Consider the following 19513-nt stretch of genomic DNA (forward strand, 5'->3'; position numbering starts at 1 on the left):
AGAAGTCATTTCACGGCGAAGGAGACAGGAGACGGCCGCCATGACCACGAGTCGGACGGGTCTGGACAAAAGCAGGCCGTCCGCGCGCGAACGCTTGTTGTCCGCCGCCAACGAACTGTTCTACGAGGAAGGCGTGCACACGGTCGGGATCGACCGGATCGTCGAACACGCAGGGGTGGCCAAGGCATCCCTCTACAACACCTTCGGAAGCAAGGACGAACTGGTCATCGCTTACTTGCAGTCCAGGCACGCGGCCACCGCCGCACGGATTCTTGCCGCGATCGAGCACATCGAGTCTCCTCGAGAGCGCCTGCTCGGCGTCTTCGACGCGCTCTCGGAACTGTTCGTGGGTCCAAGCCACCGCGGCTGCGCGTTCATCGCGGCGAGTGCCGAGGCGACTCCTGGCGGCAGGACGGAACAGGTGTCGAGCGACTACAGGGCCTGGGTGCGTGGCCTGCTCACCGAACTGGCCCAGCAGGCGGAAGTCCCCGATGCTGAGACCTTCGGGCGCCAACTCCAGCTGCTCTACGACGGGTGCACGGTCTCGGTAAGGATGGACGGCGACACGGCCTCGGCGGCTATGGCCCGCGCGACCGCCGAAGTCCTCCTGGACGCGGCCCTGGCCTCAGACTCAAGCCGATGACCAGCACTCGCCGAAGTCCGGCTGGAGTATTGAGCCAGAGTTGATCGCCTCGAGACGCTGCACCGCCTGGGATCAAGATTCGCCCAGACCTCGGTCGTACCCCGCGTTGCCCGATGTGGAGAGCGGCGGTTCGTCCTTCATGTGGGCAGGCGCCAGGGCCCGAAGTGCGTGGTAGCCGACGACCACGATCAACGTCCCCAGCGCAATGCCGCTGAGCTCGAAGTTGTCGGTGAGCGTCAGGCTGACGTTGCCGATTCCCACGATGAGTCCCGCGGCCACGGGCACGAGGTGGAGTGGGTTGGACAGGTCGACCCGTGAGCGGACCCAGATCTGGGCGCCGAGCAGGCCGATCATGCCGTAGAGGATGACGGTGATGCCTCCGAGGACCCCGCCGGGGATGGCGGCCACGACGGCACCGAACTTGGGGCAGAGCCCGAACAGGATCGCGAAGCCGGCGGCGCACCAGTAGGCGGCCGTCGAGTAGACGCGGGTGGCGGCCATGACGCCGATGTTCTCGGCGTACGTAGTCGTGGCGGGGCCGCCGACGGAGGTCGCCATCACGGTGGCGGCTCCGTCGGCCATGATCGCCGTGCCGAGCTTGTCATCCAGTGGGTCGCCGGTCATCTCGCCCACGGCCTTGACGTGTCCGGCGTTCTCGGCGATGAGCGCGATGACGACGGGCAGGGCGACGAGAACTGCGGAGAGGGAGAAGCTCGGGGCGTGGAAGGTGGGAAAGCCGATCCAGTCGGCCTTGGCCACCCCTGAGAGGTCGAGGCGCCAGTGGTCGACCGATTCGGTACCTCCGGCGGGGGAGTGGATCTTGCCGAAGACGCGGTCGAAGACCCAGGAGATCAGGTAGCCGAAGGCCAGGCCGAGGAAGATCGCGATACGGGACCAGAAGCCACGCAGGACGACGAGGGCGAACCCCGTGAAGAGCATGGTGAGCAACGCGGTCCACTGATCCTGGGGCCAGTAGGTGCCGGCGGTCACGGGAGCCAGGTTGAACCCGATCAGCATGACCACCGCGCCGGTGACCACCGGCGGCAGGACCGCGTGGATGATGCGGGCGCCCAGAGCGCGGACGACTGCCCCGCACAGGAAGAGGACCGCGCCCACGACCAGCAGAGCGCCGGTGAGGGTTGCAGCGTCGCCCCCCTGGGTCTTGATGACGGCAGCCACGCCGATGAACGAGAGGCTGCTGCCGAGGTAGCTGGGGATACGGCCACGGGTGATGAGCAGGAACAGGATGGTGGCCACACCGGATGCCATGACGGCAAGGTTGGCGTCCAGACCCATCAAGATGGGGGCGACGAAGCAGGCTCCGATCATGGAGACCACATGCTGCGCACCGAGGCCGGCGGTGCGCCCCCAGGTGAGCCGCTCGTCAGGCCTTACGACTTCGCCCGGTGCGAGGCTCTTGCCGTCGCCGTGCAGCTTCCAGCCGAAGCCCGCCATGGTCTTGCTCCTTGATGTGTTGCTGGGTGGTGATGAGGTCCGACCGATGAGGTCGGACAGCTTCGATCCTTGGCGACATACGGTTCAGCGGTACCACTACAGGGCCTGCCGTGGGGTGAACACCCGCCTGGCGCACCCCCTGTCCTGTGGGGGAGTGCTGGCCGTCCGTGTTCATCATGGGTGTGACGGCGCGACGAAGGACGCGCCGAACACGGCCGCCACGTGCTGAGCGCCGAGCCCGAACGTCCGGGGCCAGGAGAGCCGCTCGTCGGGACGCACCTCGGCGCCCGGTGCGGGCGTCTTTCCGTCGCCGTGCAAGGTCCAGCGCACGCCGAGGCCCATGGTCGCTCCCTGATTGGTGTGTGCGGTGCGCCCTGGGGGTCCACCCGCGGAAAAGATCAGAGCCATGGTAGTGCCGAGGCGGCGCGGCCCCGCGCTCGGCCCCGTCGCCGGTGGAACCTGTCGTTCCGCTCCCCCCGCGTGCCGCCCGGCCGTCAGCCGCCGGCCGGGCTCCTGTCCGGTGCCGGCTGCGGGGCGCCGCCCGCCGCGACCTTGCGGTCGCCGGCCCGCAGCACCCCGGCTCCCAGGACCAGGCCGAACGCCAGCACCGTCACCAGGCCGAACGACACGAGCAGCGAGGTCGCCTCCGCCAGCGAGCCGATCGCGGACGGGGCGATGAGCCCCGAGGTGTACGTGATGGTGGCGACGCCGGCGATGGCCCGGCTCGGGTTCGTGCCGCTGCGCCCGGCCGCGGCGAACGCCAGCGGAACGACGACCGCCACGCCGAGGCCCAGCATTCCGAAGCCGGTGAGCGCCAGGGCAGGACCGGGCGCCAGGACCACGAGCAGTCCGCCGACCGTGGCCAGCGCGCCGCCGACCCGTACGGTCCGCACCGCACCGAAACGGTCGACGATCCTGTCGCCGGCGATGCGGGCGATGGCCATCATGAGGGCGAAGGCCGTGGTCGACGCCGCGGCGAGCCCGGCGGAGCTGCCCATGATGTCCCGGAGATAGACCGCCGACCAGTCCATGCTGGCCCCCTCGGCGAACACCGCGCAGAAGCCCACCGCCCCGATGACCAGCGCCGACTTCGGCGGCAGGGTGAAGCGCGGCGGCGGCTCCTCGTCGGGCGGGCTGCGCAGGTCCAGGACCCCCTGGCAGGCGGCCAGACCGAGCGCCGTCAGCACCAGCGCGGCCAGGGTGTGGTGCAGCCGGGCGTCGGCCCCGATGTGCGCCGCGACCGTGCCCGCCGCCGAACCGATCAGGGCGCCCACGCTCCACATGCCGTGCAGCCCGGACATGATCGACTTGTCGAGCCGGTTCTCCACCTCGACGCCGAGCGCGTTCATCGCGACGTCCGACATCCCCGCGGTTGCCCCGTACACGAACAGCGCGAGGCAGAGCGTCAGCAGATTCGGGGCCAGGGCGGGCAGGATCAGCGCCAGCGTCCAGAGCGCCAGCAGACCGCGCAGAGCCGTCCGCGCCCCGAAGCGGTGACTGACGCTGCCGGCCAGCGGCATGGCCAGCGAGGCGCCGATGGCCGGGAAGGCGAGTGCCAGACCGAGCTGGCCCGCACTCACCGAGGCATGGTCCTGGATCCACGGGACCCGGGTCGCGAAGCTGCCGGTCACCGCCCCGTGTACGGCGAAGACCGCGGCGACCGCGTATCTGGCCCGCCTTATCCGCTCCGTGCCGAATACCGGGACCGCTTGATCCTCTGTCATACGCCGTGCCCTCCCCTGAAAATTGCGGCCCGCCGGTGCCCCGGCGCCGCGTCGCGCGGTGCGGAGCGTAAACTATCAGGAACCCTGCCTGATAAATAACCCCCACGGCGTCGGTCTCTCAGTGATCTGGAAGGATCCCGGCATGCCCGCATCCCCGAGCACCGCCCGGGCCATCAACGACCGGCTCGCCCTGCGACTCCTCCAGCAGGACGGCCCGCTGACGGCCACTCAGCTGAAGACCCTGACCGGCTTGTCCCGCCCCACCGTCGCCGATCTGGTGGACCGGCTCCAGGACGCCGGCCTGGTCCGGGTCGTCGGGGAGAGCGGCTCGGACCGCCGGGGACCCAATGCCCGGCTGTACGGGATCGTCGCCGACCGCGCGCACCTGGCCGCCCTCGACGTACGTACGGACAGCGTCGCCGTGGCCGTCGCGGACCTGCTCGGCGTCACGCTCGCCGAGGCCACGCTGCCGATCGGCGGCGACACCGGGACGCGGCCCGCCGTCGAGCGCGCCGTGGCGATGCTGGAGCGCACCGCACGCACCGCGGGCACGGCCCCGCTGCACAGCGTCGGCATCGGCGCCCCGGGCCTGATCGACCCGGTCACCGGCGAGCTCAGGAACACCGCCGGGCTCCCCGCCTGGCACGGTGGCCTGGTCAAGGAGCTCCAGCAGCGGCTCTCCGCCACCGTCCTCGTGGAGAACGAGACCAATCTCGCCGCCGTCGCGGAACACCGCATCGGGGCCGCCCAGGACCGCGACACCTTCGTGCTGCTCTGGCTCGGCAACGGCATCGGCGCCGCCGTGATGCTCGACGGGAAGCTGCGCCGCGGTGCCTCGGGCGGAGCGGGGGAGATCGGTTTCCTGCCGGTGCCCGGCACCTCGGGGGTCCCCTCCGCGGTCAACTGCGACGGAGGTTTTCACTCCCTGGTGGGTTCTGCCGCCGTCTGCCGGCTGGCCGCGGACCATGGCATCGGGACGTGGGGCCCCGCCCCGGACGGGGCGCAGGAGCAGGACCCCGCCGCCGCGTTCGCCGTCCGGGCCGCGCTGCGTGCGGGCGACGGGAACGGCGAGGCCTTCCTGGCGGCGCTCGCCGACCGCCTCGCGCTGGGGGCCGCCTCCGTCGTCTCCGTCCTCGACCCCGGCTGCCTCGTCCTGGCGGGCGAGGTCGGCCGCGCCGGAGGCGACGCGCTCGCCGCGCGGGTGGAGGAACGACTGGCCCGGATGTCACCGCTGCGTACGGAGGTCAGGGCCGGGACGCTCGGTGGCGGCGCGGTCCTGCGCGGTGCGCTGTTCGCCGCCGGGGACGCCGCCCAGGACGCCCTCTTCACCCCGGGAGGGTGAGGCGAACCGGGGGTGCGGGACGATAGCGGCCGGCGGACGGGAGGAAGCATCCGGCCACGGGCATGTCAGCGCGCAAGGCTCCGTAACCGGTCGCTGCCAGTCCCGCAGGCCCTGCCGTACGCGCCTGAGAACGGCTCCTCAGATGACGCCGGAGCGCGGCGTCGGGCCGCGTCCGGTTCGGGCCCGGGACGGCTCCTCAGCCCCGGTCCGGAAGGACTTGGTGGCTCACGGCGCCCGTCTCCACCAGGAACTCGCTCGGCTCGCCCCACCACGACACGTACAGACTGTCCCGCGCGCGAGTGCACGCGACGAACAGCAGACAGCGCTCAGTCAGAAGGTCGGCCTCGTGCTGAAGCCGGTCGACGTCTACCGGGGTCACGGCCCTCGGATACGGCAGGGCGCCGCTGCTCACGCCTACGACGGCAACGCACCGGAACTCCAGCCCCTTGAACGCATGCATGGTGCCGACCTGGACGGCGGCCGGGTCGGAGACGGCATCGCCCCGCAGGCGTGCGGCGGGGATCCCCGCTGCTGTGAGCCGTTCAACCGCCTTGTCGCAACTCTTGTTGAACCGGGAGCCGATCCCGATCTCACCCGGCTCGATCCCGCTGTCGAGCCACGTGCGTACCAGCGTGACGAGGGCGTCGAGTTCGGCAGCTTCCGAGCTCCCGCCGAACACTTCGGGTCCGGTGCCGTGCAGGGCCGAGCGATAGCCGAGCAGCGTCTCGTTGCGGGCATCGTCCGCCAGTTGCTCGAAGGGCCGGCCGACGAGGAGGGCGGTCGACCAGCTGAGGATCTCGTGAGTGGACCGGTAGTTCTTGCGCATCTTCGTGGACCGCCCGGAGACCCGGACGCCGACCGCCTTCAGCGACACCTTCGTGTCGTAGATGCGCTGGTGCGGGTCGCCCGCGATGAAAAGGTCGTCCGGCCGGGCCGGAGCCGCTGCGCGCAGCAGCCGCCACTGGGCGGGGTGCAGATCCTGTGCCTCGTCGACGACCACATGCCGGAAGCGGGGGCCCACGCTCTCCAGCAGGTCAGCGGCCTCCGCACACGTGCCCAAGTAGGTGCGCAGCCCGTCCGTGGTGAGCTGTTCGTCGAACTCCTCGATGGTGCGCCAGACGAGCCCGCGGGAGGACGTGGGCAGCGCACTGCCCCGCCCCCGCCGCTCACACCCCTCGTACTCCTCCAGGGTCCGCAGGTTCTGTGCGAGAACCACGTGTTTGTACTCCTGGGCGAGGAAGTGTGCGGTGCCGGTGAAACCGGTGGCCTGTGCCGCCTGCTCCCACCGCGCTTCCTCCTCACCGCCCCGCAACGGCCGCCGCGACGTCGACACGACCCTTCCCGCGAACGCGTCGACGGTCATGATGTCGACGCGGTCACGCAGCACCTCGTCCTCGACCAGTGCCGCCAGTCCGGTGCGCAGCGCGGCCACGAGCGTGTTGGTGTACGTCGTGAGCAGAATCCGGTCCCCGTCGCGCAGATACCCCAGCAGGTGGCGCACCCGGTGGAGGGCGACAACTGTCTTGCCGGTGCCCGGACCGCCGGTGACCTGAGCGGGACCTGAGTACGAGGGCCGGTAGGCGACCTTGTGCTGAGACGGGTGAAGGAAGACCCGCCAGGCGGCGAACGGCTTGGCGAGGATGTCGCGGAGTTCCTCGGAGGCGGTGACGAGAGCGATACGGGCCCGGGTGCGCCGAATGGCGGTCGCGAAGTCCTCGGTGTCCACAGGTGGGTCGCCGGCGGACACGTCGGACATGCTGACGGACACCACATCGCGCCACACCTCCTCCACGCTGAAGCCCGCCGCCAGGTATTCCAGGACCTCTCGCTGGTCCTGCGGGAAGTACGGGGCGAAGATCTCCAGTTGTTCCGCGTCGGTGAGCGCGCGGGCCTGGCGCAGGGTGGTCGCGTCGATGCCGAGTGCTGTCATGTCGCCGTCGGACACGTGCGCGAACAGGCGCTGATGGGGGGCTGGGGCGATGCGTTCGTACGCCGGCGTCAGTTCGTCGAGCATCGCGATGTCCCGGATCTCCACGGCCCGGGTGACCGTGTTGATGCTGGCCTTCTGTTTGATCGCCCAAGCGATCGCCTTGTCATGCGGCATCACCCGCAGCAGTACGTAGGTGTCCCCGCTGTCCGGTGCGAGGACGACACCGCGCGTGCTCTGATCGATGCGGATGGTCCTGATGTGCGGGTCGCGGGCCCGTTTGAGGGTTTCCAGCTTCAGTCCCTGGTCCTTGAAGAGCTGGTCCAGGGTGAGACGTTCGAACTTCTCCCAGGCGTCGAACACCCCCTGTTTGACGCTTCCCTGGAGCTTGCTGAGCTGTGCGCAGAAGTCGATGTCGAACGCGAGGTGGGGCATGGGCGGACTCTCCGGGGGAGCGGTTGACGTCGGAGGTGATGGCGGGTCAGGCGGCCGGGCCGTCGAGATCGAGCTCGATCAGGGCCAGGGCCTCGGCGACCTCCTCCGACATGTCGTCCGTGGGGCCGTAGACCAGGCACAGGTCGTCGTGGAGGGGCGCGAGCATCAACTGCGCCTCAGGCGCCTCCCCTTTGGCCAGCAACAGCATGCCGATGTCTCGGCGCAGCTCGACCGCCTCCTCGCTCACGTCGCCGTCCACCGCCCGGGCGACGTCCAGAACCGCCCGCAGCGCCACCAGCGCGTCGGTGGCCTGGCCCAGTTCGGCACGGCACCGGGCAGCCTGGGCCCGGCACGCACGGGCCTGTGTACTGCTGGGGCCACCGGTACGCGCGTACGCGTCGGCCAAGGCGTCGAACTCGGGCAGGGCTGCCCTGTAGTCCCCGCCGAGCAGCTGGATCGCGGCGCGCTGCGTGCGGAGCTCCAGAACCTTCCTGTTCTCGGCACCGAGGGCCCGCGCGGCCGGCTCGATGATCTCGCTCAGCACCTCGGCGGCCTGGGCGAACCGCTCCTCGTCCAGCAGAGCGTCGGAGTGCGCGTACGCCTCCGCGATCTCCTCCCGCAGCTGCTCCGGTACGGCCACGGGAGCCGGAGGCGCGGCGTTCGGATCGAGGGTGGTGGGTACGGCCCGGTCCGTACCGGCGCGGGCGCGTGGCGCGTACGGCTGACGGAAGACGCCCGTCGGATCGGGCGCTCCCCGCGGCCCTGCCTCATCGGGCGCAGGCCTCTCGCCGGGCGACGGCAGGAAGGGCCGGAGCCGCTCGTACACCTCCTGTACGTCGACGGGCCGGGCCTCGGGCGCCTTGAGCAACAGGTGGAGGACGAGCTCTTCCAGGGCCGCCGGTACGTCCGGCCGCAGCAAGCGCAGCGGGGTCGGCGCGGCGTTCACGTGCTGGTACATCACCAGGTACTCGCTGTCGGCGGTGAACAGGTGCCGCCCGCTGAGCAGTTCGTGCAATACGCAGCCGAGCGCGTACAGGTCGGTCTGCGGACTGGTCCGCCCGCCGCGAACCTGCTCCGGCGCCATGTACTGGTACGTCCCGATGGGGCTGCCGGTCGCGGTCAGCTTGGTGACGTCCGTGCGCAGGATGGCTGCGATTCCGAAGTCGAGGACCTTCACCGTCCCGTCATGTGCGACCAGGATGTTCCCCGGTTTGAGGTCGCGGTGAATGACGGGCACCTCGTGGGCGTACGACAGCACGGTGGCGACCTGTGCGGCGACGGCGACGGCCCAGCTGACGGACAGCGGGTGATCAGGGTGGATGTACGCGGACAGCGGGACGCCGTCGACCAGCTCCATGACGAGGAACAGCCGCTCATAGGCGTCATCGAGCACGGCGTCGAACACCTGCGGCACGCCGGGATGCTGGATGCGCGCGGTGATGCGGGCCTCGCGCTTGAACCGCTTGGCGAACTCGTCGGCCAGCTGCGGAGAGCCGGCGACGGCCTGCCGCCGGACCACCTTCACTGCGACCGGCCGGTCCAGCACGGCGTCGTAACCACGCCACACGTCACCCATGCCGCCGCTGTTGAGCTCCTCCAGGAGCTCGTACCGCCCGGCGATCGGCTGGTCTGGCACCTTGCCCCCGTGTGTGCGTGTGCTGGTCGAGGCGTTTGATACGGCCCGCGCCGACATCGTGGGGACAAGTCTCTCCGGGCGGCGATCTCCAGTCCAGCGAAGTCGTGGGAGTGAGTGAGGTGGCGTCACTTTTCGGTCACCGGGCAGCAGCGCCGGGTCAGGCTTGCTTCTGGAGTTCGACAAGACTTCTCGCGACGGTTGACACCGCTTCCTCGCCGCATGACAGGACGACACAGAATTTGCTGAGCGTGATCCCTTCGGGCCGCTTGGTGTAAGACCATCGTTGACCGGCTCGGTAGAGGGCTTTGAAGAACTCCTCGCGAGCAGCGTCATCCTCGGAAAGGGCACTCTCGGCTGATTCGATGATCAGAATATGATAGTCCGAAGAAAGCCATTGGAGGTCTCGAAGGCAGTCGTAGAAAGCATGCCAGTTCCACCCGAAATAGTCGGGGAACTTCAGCGTTTCCCAGAATTTTTCAAAAGCTGACGACTCGTCAGGCATGTCTTCGCCATTGAGACGTGCCACATGAACGCTACCCGATGCGGGCAGAAGTTGATCAAGATTTAGGCCGGCGTCTGGCGTGATGATGTGCATCCATGGGGCGACATGAATCGCCTGTGTTTCGTCTTTCATTAATGCACCCATTCAGGGCTTCTGCCCACAATGTACGTCTGGTAGTGAGTCGGAGTGTAGTAGGCGGACTTGTCGCTGCCAAATACCCAACGCTCGCCGCCTGGTTTGGGATTATCCGGTGACGGGTAGGTTCCATATTCTTGATATGTGATCGGCTTGCCTGAGGGTTCATGGGTTGGAAGTTGGTAGCCACCCTTCGCGCCGCTGTTTTCAAATGGCTCAGTCCACCATTTCGGTCCGTGGAAGTCTGGACCACCCCACCACCCGAAGTTGTATTTCTCCATGTCCCGAAGGACCTGCATGGACTCCTTGGGAATAGAGTTCGGGACCCATCCGGGAGTATTGGCGACGTCTCCCAGGCTGGATCCAGGCGTGAAGGTCTTGCAGCCTGAGAGCCCCATGGGGTCAGCCCAGGTGTGAGGGTTGGGAACATAAGCTGCAGGGTTAGGTGCTGGGGTGAGGCCCAGGGGGTCAGGGCTGAGGTAGTGGGCAGTTTCGGGTTCGTAGTAGCGGAAGTAATTGTAGTGGTGGCCCGTTTCCGGGTCGAAGTACTGGCCGGGGAAGCGAAGGGGTGTGTACGTTGTGCTGGTGGACGCCCAGGTTGTGGTGCCCCAGAGGGTGCTCCGGGTATGCCATGCCAGTAGGCCTGAATCATCGATCAGTTCTGTTGGGGTGCCTACCAGGTCGGTGATGATCGTGAAAAATCGGGAGTCTACAACCTCCTGAGGTGCTTCTCGGTTAAAGAGGCATTCTCTTTGAGAAAGCGGCTGGAGGCCTCTGTGGTCCCAGGTGAGGACTATCAAATGAGGCAATTCCAGTGACTCTGTGGTCTGTTCGCAAAGAGTTGTGGCGTCCCAGGTGAACGTGACTTGTTCGAGGACAGTCGTGCCGTCGGCAGCGAGGCGTTGTTTGGATGTGCGGCGGCCGAGTGCGTCGTAAGCGTAGCGCCAAACCCCGCCATCAGGGGTGGTCACCGAGCGCAAGCGGTCTTCGACGTCCCACTTGTAGTGCCAGGTGTCCGGCTTGCGGGACAAGCGGGTCTTCTGTCGTGTGGTGATGCGGCCCAGTGCGTCGTGTTCGTAGAGGGTCCTGCCCGCGCGGCTGATCGCCGTGCCCGTGTAGCTGCGGGGGCCCGCAGCTTCTTGTCCGGGGTGGGGGGCCTGCCAAAAAGCGTCCGTCTGGTTGCCCGCCTCGTCGTAGGCATACCGTTCGGTCCACCCCGTCGAGTGGACCGCGGTGACCTGGCCGGTCGGGTCCAAGTCGAAGGTCTTCGAGCCCGAGCGCTGGTCGTTCACGCCGATCAGATTGCCATCCGCACGGTAGGCGTAGTCGCGGCGCTGGATGCTGTGACCCGCACCGATGGCATGTTGGGTGATGAGACGGCCTGTGTGGTCGTACTGGGACACCAGTGAAATCGTGTCGCCAATCCCGCGGGTGATCTCCTGGCCGATCGCGTCGTAGTCGAAGGCCATGGTGCGGCCGGACGCAGTCAGCGAGGTGGGACAGCCGACCGGGTCGTAAGCCCAGGTGCTGACTGCCCCCGTGGGAGTCGTGCGACCCGTTCGGCGGCCGAGGTCGTCGTACTCATACGCCGTTGTCCGACCGTTGACGGTCTCAGACTTGAGGCGGCCGTACTGGTCGCGGAGGCGTGTGATCGTGGCATCCGAGTTCACGGCTTCCGCAAGTTGGTCGGCGAAGTCGTACGCGAAGGTCGTCATGACCCCTGCGGCGTCCTTACGAACAACGCGGTCCAGCTCGTCCCGCTCATAGCGGATGACCTGGCCCAGGGCGTTCATTCGGGAGACGAGACGCCCCGCCGCGTCCCTCTCGTACGTCAGCGTCCGGTTGTCGAAGTCGGTTTCCGATATGAGCCGGCCGACCGGGTCATACCTGTATTCCCATGTCAGCCCCTGGGGGTTGGTGACCTGAGTGAGGTTGAGATTCGTGTCGTGGCTGAACTCGTAGCGGACAGTGTCCGGACCCGTGCGGGCGGTCAGGAGATCAAAGTCGGAGTACTCGAAGGTAGTGACTCCGCCGATAGGGTCAATGTGGCGGACGCAGTTACCTTCACCGTCGTATGTCCATGACTGCTTGTTGCCATCCGCCTCGATACGGCGGGCGAGTTTCCCCTCGACCGTCCATTCCAGGCGCGTGACGGCCCCCAGCGGGTCGGTGATCGACACAGGCCGACCGAAGGCGTCGCGCTCGCAGCGTGTGACTTCCCCTAGTGGATCAGTGATGGCCAGAGGGAGGCCTGCCTCATCGGAGGCCACCGTCGAAGTGTGCCCGAGCGCATCCGTGATGGAGGTGAGGTAGCCGGTCTCGTCATAGGCGAAGTGGGTGGTTGCACCGGACGGCTCCGTGACCGATCTCCGATTGCCGCAGGGGTCGAACGTCTGACGCGTGATGTTGCCATCAGTGCCGACCGACCGGACCATGAACCCGCGCTCGTTGTACTCGGCCCGTGCCTCACGGCCGTCGGGCCGTTTCACCACAGTGAGGTGGCCGTGTTCGTCGAAGATGTAGCGGCTTACGCGTCCCAGTGGGTCCGTCCGGGACGCCAGGTGGTTGTAGCGGTCGTACTCGAAGCGGGTGACCGCCCCCAACGCGTCCATTTCGGCAATGACCTGCGCGCGCGCGTTGACGACGAACCGCTTCGTGTGCCCCAAGCCATCCGTCACGGACGTCATACGCAGGCCGGTGTCAGGATTTGTGTCGTCCCAAGTGAAGCGGGATTCGAGATGTCCGTTGGTGCCCGACTGGAACACGCAGCGATCGAGGCCATCGTAGACGTAATCGAAGTGGCTTCCGTTGGTGTCCGTCCACGAGATGATCCGGCCGTGTTCGTCGTAGCCAAAGCAAAGGGGGCGACCACTGGAATTGGTCACCTCTGTCAGGTTGCCTTCGGTGTAGCCGTAGCGGAGGATTTCCTGATCGGTGCCGTCCGGCGCGGCACCCGCAAGGTGGAGTGCGGTGATCCGGCCTCCGTCGACGCTGATTTTCAGTTGGTATCCGCCATGGTGCACGATCGAGGTGGGGGTTGCCATCTCATCGTAATTGAAGGCGATCCAGCGGCCGTTGCGATCGTCGATCTGGGCCAGTAGAGCCAAATCGGCCTTGACGATGACGAAGTGCCAGGTCCGACCGCTGGTTGGATCGGTGATGGTGTAGCCGTCGTTCGTACGGTCAAGGGGCCAGCGTCGCCCGTGTGTGGGCAGGACGGGGACGCCTGGCGCCGGGTGAGGATAGGCGAGCAGGCTGCCCTCGTCGCAGCTGAAGATGATGCCTTCTGCGTCGATCTCCAGGCGCTGGTCGATCGTGCTGGACCAAGTGGGGCCGAACCACCGGCCGGCCCGGTAGGAGGAGTCGAACGTGCGCTGAAAGATCAACGGCAGAGAGCCGGGCAGCGTGATATCGGTCTGTGGCAGCAGCATGCGTCCGGTTGCGACGTCGACAGGGTCTCGCTCGCACTTGACCGCGCTGCACGGCTGGCTGTTTGAATCAGGGTTCTTGTCGTGACCGTGGCGTCCCTTGCCCAGTGGGTTCTTGACCAGGTCCTTCATCCCGGCACGAAGGCCGCCCTTGAGGAGGCCGCCGCCCTTGGTGCCGACCAGCTCGGGCACAAGCCGGCCGAGGAATTCGGAGGGGTCGCCCTTGGCTGCGTCCCAGGCGTTCTTGAGCGCGCGGTCGGGGTTGGCGGCAGTGGAGACGAGGCCGGCGAGCGTCATGTTGACGCCCTTGTAGTACTCGGCCGGATGCGTCACGTTGTACGGGTCGGTCGGGTTGACCGAGCGCACGAAGTTCAGCAGCCCCGCGGTGCCCTTGATGACACCGCCACCGAAGTGGGCCAGCTCGATTCCCTGGCCGACGCCGTAGTCGACGAGTTCCTGCTTGGCCCGGTCCAGCCCAGTAGGTTCCTCGGGTGCGTGCGCCATCGCGGCGGTGATCGCGCCTTTGGCCGCCTCGGCAGCATCGTTACGTGCTCGCCTGGCACGCTGGAGGATTTCCTGCGCGTGCCGGCGCTTGGCCGCGCCCGGGTCGGTGAACGTGCCTGGGTGCGGGAGCGGATGGTCGGTGTTGCGGACGGCGTTGTACGCTTCCGCCTTCTCCTTGAAAGCGGCCGCCGCAGTTTCGTAGTCCTGCTTGCCCTCCCTGTAGAGAGCGATCGCTTCACCGGCCTTGGCCTGCGAGCTCGTGACCGTCCTGGCGTACGTCTCCAACGCTGTGGCCGCGTCCTCGAATGCGTCCGCCGCGCGCAACCAGTCGGTGGGCAGCGTCTGGAACTTGGCGCGGAAGGCGTCGGCGGCCTCACCCTTCCAGTGGCCGGAGTCGAGCTTCTTCATCCCGCCGCCGACGAGATCGAACGCCTTCTGGAAATCGCGGAGGTTCTTCACCGCCGCGCTGATCTTCTCCGGCCTGCCATGGATCAGCTCGTTCGCTTCCTCGGTCTGACCGAGCTGCTGCTCCCCGACCTCCGCACCCAGCGAGGACGCTGTCTCATCGCCCCAGTCCTCGACGTTGTCGGCCCACTCATCGGCACCGACCTTCTCCAGACCCGAGCCGAGCACATCAGTGCCCTTGTCGATGCCTGTGCCGACGATCTCCTTGCCCTTGTCGACCACATCGCCTGCACCGTCGTAGAGGGCGTCGCCCCACTTCCCCCAGTCCACCATCAGCGGCTCTCCCCCCACCGCGGCTGCTCAGCCTGATCGATCGTCTCCTGCGACGGATCCAAGTGCTCCTTCAGCCGCTCATCCGCCGCCGCACGCACCTCCGGGTCGACCAGCCCGTTGCGCTCCATCGAGTCGAGGGCGGCGTCCTCCACGTCGTAGGCGGTGTTCTTCCAGGTCTGGTTCACCTCGTCCTGGGCCTGGCTCATCGACTCCCAGCTGTAGTCCGGGTTGTCATACGCGGACTGGGTGCTGATCGTGTCCCAGCTCATCGCCTTGACCTCGTCCTCGGACGCATGGGGATTCCCGTTCAAGGAGTTCACACCGATCTTGATCGAGTCCTTGACGTACTGCTCCTGCTCCGCGTACGAACCCGCCGACAGGCCCACGCCGAGGGCGAAACCGTTCCCCTTCTGCGTCAGGGCCCGCACACCCCACTCCCACCGGTTGCAGAACGTCTCGAACTCCGACGTCAGCCCGCCGTGCCCCAACTCCAGCCCCGACAGCGCAAGATCCGAGAACCCCCGGCCCGTCGACGCTTCCCCGATCATGCCGAGCTCCTTCAGCTCCGCATGCGCCAGATCGATCCCCTTCGCGATCTCAGCCAACGCCTCCGGCGGAACCTGAAGATCAGCGTTCTCTCCGCTCACCGCATCCCCCCGAGATCAACCGCGACCGCATCCGGCACGATGCCCGCCACCGGCGGGAACAACATCCCGTCCGTACTGCCCGCATCCAGCGCCACCCCTGCCGGACCCGGCAACAACGGCACCATCACATCAAGCAACCTGGCGCCCAGAACGGCCTGATACGTCCACTCCCGCCCGGCATCGCCACGGGCCAGCGCGAACCGGGCCAGCGCCTCCTCGTCCGAGAAGGCGCAGATCCAGCGCACACCGTTCTGCTCCGCCGACCACAGGTCACCGGCCTCGTCCAGAGGCACCAGCACCGCCGTCCGCCGGAACTCACCCAGCAACACAGCAAACTCGCGGCGGGCCGTACGCAACTGTTCCTGCTCGGCCTCCACCGACGTCACAGCGGGCGCCCGCTCGGGAGGCGGCCCCGAAAGATCATCCAGGTCCGCGAGCCGCGAACGCCTGTACTGCTGCTCCGATATCCCGTCCCCACCCGTGGTCATACGCAGGATCATCACACGCACGGATTTTCGAGTGCAACGTGACATCGCCTACTGGCTGGAATACTGCTGCTTCGGGCGCGGGGAGACTTCCAGGACCGCCCACACCGTCTTGCCCGGCCCGTCCGTGCAGGGATACCAGCCCCAGCGGTCGGCGAGGGCGGCGACCATCAGGAGGCCGCGACCGCCCTCCTGATCGGGTGAAGCCGGGCCGGTGGGGGTGGGAAGGCGCTCACCCCGGGTGTCGGTGACCTCGATGCGGATGGCTGTGCCCTCGGCGGAGAGGCGGAGCCGGAAGTCGCGGCCGGACACGTGACCGTGGCGTACGGCGTTGCTGCTGAGCTCGGCGACGGTCAGCAGCAACGCATCGTGCGCGTCTGTCCCGTACGGGACGCCCCAGGCGTCGAGGCGCTCGCCGGCCAGGCGTCGGGCGAGCCGGGCTCCCCGCGGCGTGGAGCTGAAACGCATCGTGAAGTGGTGCCAGGAGAATCGGGTGCGCGGGGCGCGCATCGGCCGTACGGGGAGGAGCGGCTGCTTGTCGGTCATTCCCTCACACTGACAAGCCATGACTGCACGTCACTAGAGGTTACGTACTGTCACGTCCTGGGTGTACGTGAGTTGGAACAGCCTGTACGCAGGAGGGGCAGGCGCGATCCCCGAGGTCAGCGGGCCTGGGGGCTACTCTGCGCCGGAGGCCGCGGCCTCGGTTCCAGTCGGTACCGTGGCGCTCGCGTCGGTGCTCTCTTTCTTCTTGTCCGCCTCGATGGCCGCGTGGCGCCGCTGCTGCAGTTCGTCGCGTTCCGCGTCCGGGATCGCCATCGACTCTGCAAGCACGGCGGCGAACGCGTCCACTTGCGTGCTGACCGTGCCGGCGTGGAAGAGCCAACGGATGTTCTCGTCACGCGTGATGAGGTCGACAGCCATACGCGCGCTCTTTTCCTGGGTGGCCACTGCGCGGACGTATCGCACCTGGTCGATCGGGATGTCCGCACGAATCTCGGCTTGCTCGAGGAATGCGCCGGCCTTGGCCGTGATGATGCGGCGATCCGTGATGGCGACCAGTGTGTTCGCAGCAGCCTTGTCCCTTGCTGCTGCGAACTTCTCCTTGGCCCCGCTGAAGATCGCAGAGACTGGACCGAGAGCATCGAGCTGATCGGGGAAGCCGAGGACACGCAGGGTCTCACCGTCCTTGAGGAGCCATCGCAGGATGAGAAGGTACGGCTTGAGATCCGGCGAGCTGGGTGCGCAGACGACGTCCGGAGCATCGAGGGGAGGAGTCGGCGTACGGAGAGCATCGGCAAGGGGCTCGATCGCCTCCAGGAGGCGGGCAGAGGTTTGGCGGGCTGCCTTCGAGTCCTTCCGCTTCCCGGGCAGCGGCAGTGTGTCGCGTCCGGGGAGCTCCGCGATGATGCGTAGCTCCCGCGTCAGTGAGTCGACGAGGCTCGTCGTCTCGGCGAGGGAGGAGTCGAACTCCGTGCGGGTGTCGCGCGCGATGACCTCCGCGTACTGCGCCTCGGCCGCGTCTTCTCGTCCAGCGGCTCGCGCTCTCGCGGCGCGCAGCGCGTGATAGCCGGTCCATGCCTTGAGGGCGGACAGGAGGGCGTAGGCGTCGAAGGCGATCGCCTCGGCGTTCGTCTGCAGGTACTCGTGGTGGCTGCGTGCGTCGGCCCGGTCGATCTGTTTGACGTGGTCGCCGACATGCCCTCGGTAGAGCTCAAGCTGCTTCTGTAGCAGCGCTCCACTGCCCGCGACGTCCTCCCACAAGGAGGTGGGGACCGATTCGATCTCTCGCGCCTGGTCGACCGGGCGGTCGATGGCGGCGACGAGCCCTGTCAGTTCGGCCCACTGGTCCTTGCCTATGGCGCTGATGACCTGACGTGTCGTCGCGAGGTTGGTTCTGACGAGGCCGGAGACTTCACTCAGCATCACCTGAAGGGCGATCATGGCCAGCCCCGGCCCGATCGAGGCCGCGGTTTGTGCCTTGCTCACCGCATTGACGGAATGGAAGCGGGCCTGATGCAGGATGCGGCCAGGGACCATTACCGCTCCGAGGTTCCCGCCGTCCTTGACGGCGAGCGTTGCGCCGCTCTTCAGCAGGGCCTGTGCCGTGTCGCCGATCCTGTAGAGCCCCTGCAAGCTTGCGAAGGCGTTTCCGAGGTTACCGGCCACGGTCGCCGCGTTCCCGAGCGAGGCGAGAACTGCGGAGATCTGCTTGCGGTCGGCAGCCGGCACGATACCGAAGTCGATCAGATCGGGCTTGAGTTCCGCCGGGACCTCACCACACACGACTGCCACCCCCGGGAGTACCTCCGCCAGGACCGTCGAGGTCGGCGTCGACCCGGTATCGCTCCGGCCGTCCTCCTCAGGCTCGGCTGTCTCCATCGAGTCCGAAGGGTCCTGCATGCGATCTCCTCCTGCGGGGACGCCCAACGGTCAGACGTCGTCGGCGTTCACGGTCGGAGTCCATGGCTCGACGTTCTGCGGTTCAGCACGAATGCCCCGAGGTGATTTGCGGAGGGTCAGGGCAGGCGGGTCAGGTCGCGTAGCTGTCCGACCAGTGCGTGGACGTCGCGCTCGGCGGGTGGAGCTGCGGGCACCTCCGGCGGGGTGGTGCGGCAGGGGCGGCAGAGACCGTCGGGGAGCGCTTCGGGCGCGCCGGGGCGGCCGCATTCGGTGCACTCCGCGAGGAGGCGGCGCTTCGGGGCGACGGTCGTGGCAGGGGCCGGGCTGCTGCTGGCCACGTGCGGCGGCAGCTTGTCGGTGAGGCGGCGGCGTACGAGGCCGACGGGGGAGCCGACCTGAGCAGGGAGGCCTGCGGTGAGGGCCTGGGTGAGGTAGTCGGCATCCACGCCACGTGCGAACCAGCTGGCGGCCAGGGGCTCCAGGGTGCGGCAGTCGGCTGCGGAGAGTGCCAGGCGCGTGTCCCGGCGGCCGAGTTGGGCCAGGGCGAGGTACGCGGGGGAGGCGGCGACCGCTGGAGTCACCGAGGTGCGCTGCTTGGGCATGGCGGGTGATGCGGGCGCGGGAGCAGGCGGCGTCGGGGGCGCGGTGGGTTCGGGTGTGGTGGTTGGTGTTGCTGTCGCCCGCAGGGATGAGGTCGGGGCCGCGACGTGAGATTCGGCGTCGGTAGGAGGGGCTTCCGGCGTGGAGTGGCTGCCCTCGGTGGCCAGGAACGTGTCCCACCACTCGTTGTCGCGTGCTGTACGGGACCAGTAGGTGCGGGAGACCCAGCGGACCTGTTCCCCCTCGCCGGCCAGGCAGCGTACGCGCCGTAGATGTCCGGCCACTCCGAGGGCCTTCAACGCGCTGGAGACGGCCATCTGGCCGTACAGCGGGAGGCTCTTGGCCAGTGACTTGATGTCCATGGCCGCACCGTCGGGGAGCCGGTCGACGTATCCGGCGACGTACCGCTCGCGCTCCGGCATCAAGGCGAAGTCGTCTGCCCGGGGCGCGCGTTGGCCTGTTGCGGTTCGTTTGCCGTAGCCGGGGCGGGCTTTCGCGTACGGGCGTGAGGATGCGGGTGCGTGAAGGGCAGGGCTAAGGTGCTCGGTAGCCACGAGATCGCTCGATTCGATCTTGGGGTGAGACCCCGGCCTGGTGTTTGCGCACCGTGTCGGGGTCGATTCGTTGGGGGCACCGTAAGCAGGCGTGACGGTACGCCGCAAGCTGGTCACGGTTAGTCATACCGGCTGGCCGTGACGGGGTAGGGAGGGTGGGGAGGTTTTCCCAAAACCTTCTTTTACCTACCGGGTGAACAACACCGCTCGGATTTCGAAGCTCGCATCCCGACCCCCGAATCCCGAAGCTCAAGCGTCGGGCCCGCGCCCGTGATCGCGTCCTCCCAACGAGTGAACGATCTGATTCCGACGCTCGAAGCTCGGGGCCTGAGTCCCGAGCGCCGAGTTACGAGCG

At 67.7% G+C, this 19513-nt stretch carries 14 protein-coding genes; 2 read left to right on the forward strand and 12 right to left on the reverse strand.

Features of this window, described 5'->3' with window-relative positions:
• The first annotated feature begins 40 nt into the window (after positions 1-40).
• On the forward strand, positions 41-643 hold the full coding sequence (locus ACIBCU_RS35025) for a TetR/AcrR family transcriptional regulator (RefSeq protein ID WP_399236479.1): 603 nt from the start codon (positions 41-43) through the stop codon (positions 641-643).
• 72 nt (positions 644-715) lie between these two features.
• Here the strand turns inward: ACIBCU_RS35025 and ACIBCU_RS35030 are convergent, their stop codons facing one another.
• The 3 genes from ACIBCU_RS35030 to ACIBCU_RS35040 form a co-directional block, all read right to left on the reverse strand.
• On the reverse strand, positions 716-2098 hold the full coding sequence (locus ACIBCU_RS35030) for a uracil-xanthine permease family protein (RefSeq protein ID WP_399236481.1): 1383 nt from the start codon (positions 2096-2098) through the stop codon (positions 716-718).
• Between the two features lie 174 nt (positions 2099-2272).
• Complete coding sequence (locus tag ACIBCU_RS35035; protein WP_399236483.1) at positions 2273-2440, reverse strand: hypothetical protein; 168 nt, start codon at positions 2438-2440, stop codon at positions 2273-2275.
• A gap of 152 nt (positions 2441-2592) precedes the next feature.
• Complete coding sequence (locus ACIBCU_RS35040) at positions 2593-3822, reverse strand: MFS transporter (protein WP_399236485.1); 1230 nt, start codon at positions 3820-3822, stop codon at positions 2593-2595.
• A gap of 142 nt (positions 3823-3964) precedes the next feature.
• On the opposite strand from ACIBCU_RS35040, the gene ACIBCU_RS35045 reads away from it, so the two are divergent.
• Positions 3965-5164 (forward strand): ROK family transcriptional regulator, encoded by a 1200-nt coding sequence (locus ACIBCU_RS35045; protein ID WP_362937561.1) that lies wholly within the window; start codon positions 3965-3967, stop codon positions 5162-5164.
• 196 nt (positions 5165-5360) lie between these two features.
• Here the strand turns inward: ACIBCU_RS35045 and ACIBCU_RS35050 are convergent, their stop codons facing one another.
• The 9 genes from ACIBCU_RS35050 to ACIBCU_RS35090 form a co-directional block, all read right to left on the reverse strand.
• Entirely contained in the window at positions 5361-7526 is a 2166-nt protein-coding gene (locus ACIBCU_RS35050) for a UvrD-helicase domain-containing protein (protein ID WP_399236488.1), read from the reverse strand.
• A gap of 46 nt (positions 7527-7572) precedes the next feature.
• Positions 7573-9162 carry a serine/threonine-protein kinase gene (locus ACIBCU_RS35055; protein ID WP_399236490.1) on the reverse strand — a complete coding sequence of 530 codons (1590 nt, stop codon included), beginning with the start codon at positions 9160-9162 and terminating at the stop codon, positions 7573-7575.
• 157 nt (positions 9163-9319) lie between these two features.
• On the reverse strand, positions 9320-9796 hold the full coding sequence (locus tag ACIBCU_RS35060) for a barstar family protein (RefSeq protein ID WP_399236492.1): 477 nt from the start codon (positions 9794-9796) through the stop codon (positions 9320-9322).
• Positions 9796-14469 carry a putative T7SS-secreted protein gene (locus tag ACIBCU_RS35065; RefSeq protein ID WP_399236494.1) on the reverse strand — a complete coding sequence of 1558 codons (4674 nt, stop codon included), beginning with the start codon at positions 14467-14469 and terminating at the stop codon, positions 9796-9798. Before ACIBCU_RS35065 ends, ACIBCU_RS35060 begins: the two co-directional genes overlap by 1 nt.
• Positions 14469-15116, reverse strand: coding sequence for a hypothetical protein (locus tag ACIBCU_RS35070; RefSeq protein ID WP_399236496.1), 648 nt, complete (start codon positions 15114-15116; stop codon positions 14469-14471). The genes ACIBCU_RS35065 and ACIBCU_RS35070 overlap by 1 nt, the downstream gene beginning before the upstream one ends.
• Positions 15113-15604: an SseB family protein gene (locus ACIBCU_RS35075; RefSeq protein ID WP_399236602.1), complete on the reverse strand. Its 492-nt coding sequence runs from the start codon at positions 15602-15604 to the stop codon at positions 15113-15115. The genes ACIBCU_RS35070 and ACIBCU_RS35075 overlap by 4 nt, the downstream gene beginning before the upstream one ends.
• A 48-nt stretch (positions 15605-15652) precedes the next feature.
• Positions 15653-16147: an ATP-binding protein gene (locus ACIBCU_RS35080; protein WP_399236498.1), complete on the reverse strand. Its 495-nt coding sequence runs from the start codon at positions 16145-16147 to the stop codon at positions 15653-15655.
• Between the two features lie 132 nt (positions 16148-16279).
• Positions 16280-17983, reverse strand: coding sequence for a hypothetical protein (locus tag ACIBCU_RS35085; protein ID WP_399236500.1), 1704 nt, complete (start codon positions 17981-17983; stop codon positions 16280-16282).
• A gap of 137 nt (positions 17984-18120) precedes the next feature.
• Positions 18121-19158 carry a MarR family transcriptional regulator gene (locus tag ACIBCU_RS35090; protein ID WP_399236502.1) on the reverse strand — a complete coding sequence of 346 codons (1038 nt, stop codon included), beginning with the start codon at positions 19156-19158 and terminating at the stop codon, positions 18121-18123.
• Positions 19159-19513: the final 355 nt, after the last annotated feature.

This window comes from Streptomyces sp. NPDC051064, from assembly GCF_044455985.1.
Lineage (GTDB): Bacteria > Actinomycetota > Actinomycetes > Streptomycetales > Streptomycetaceae > Streptomyces.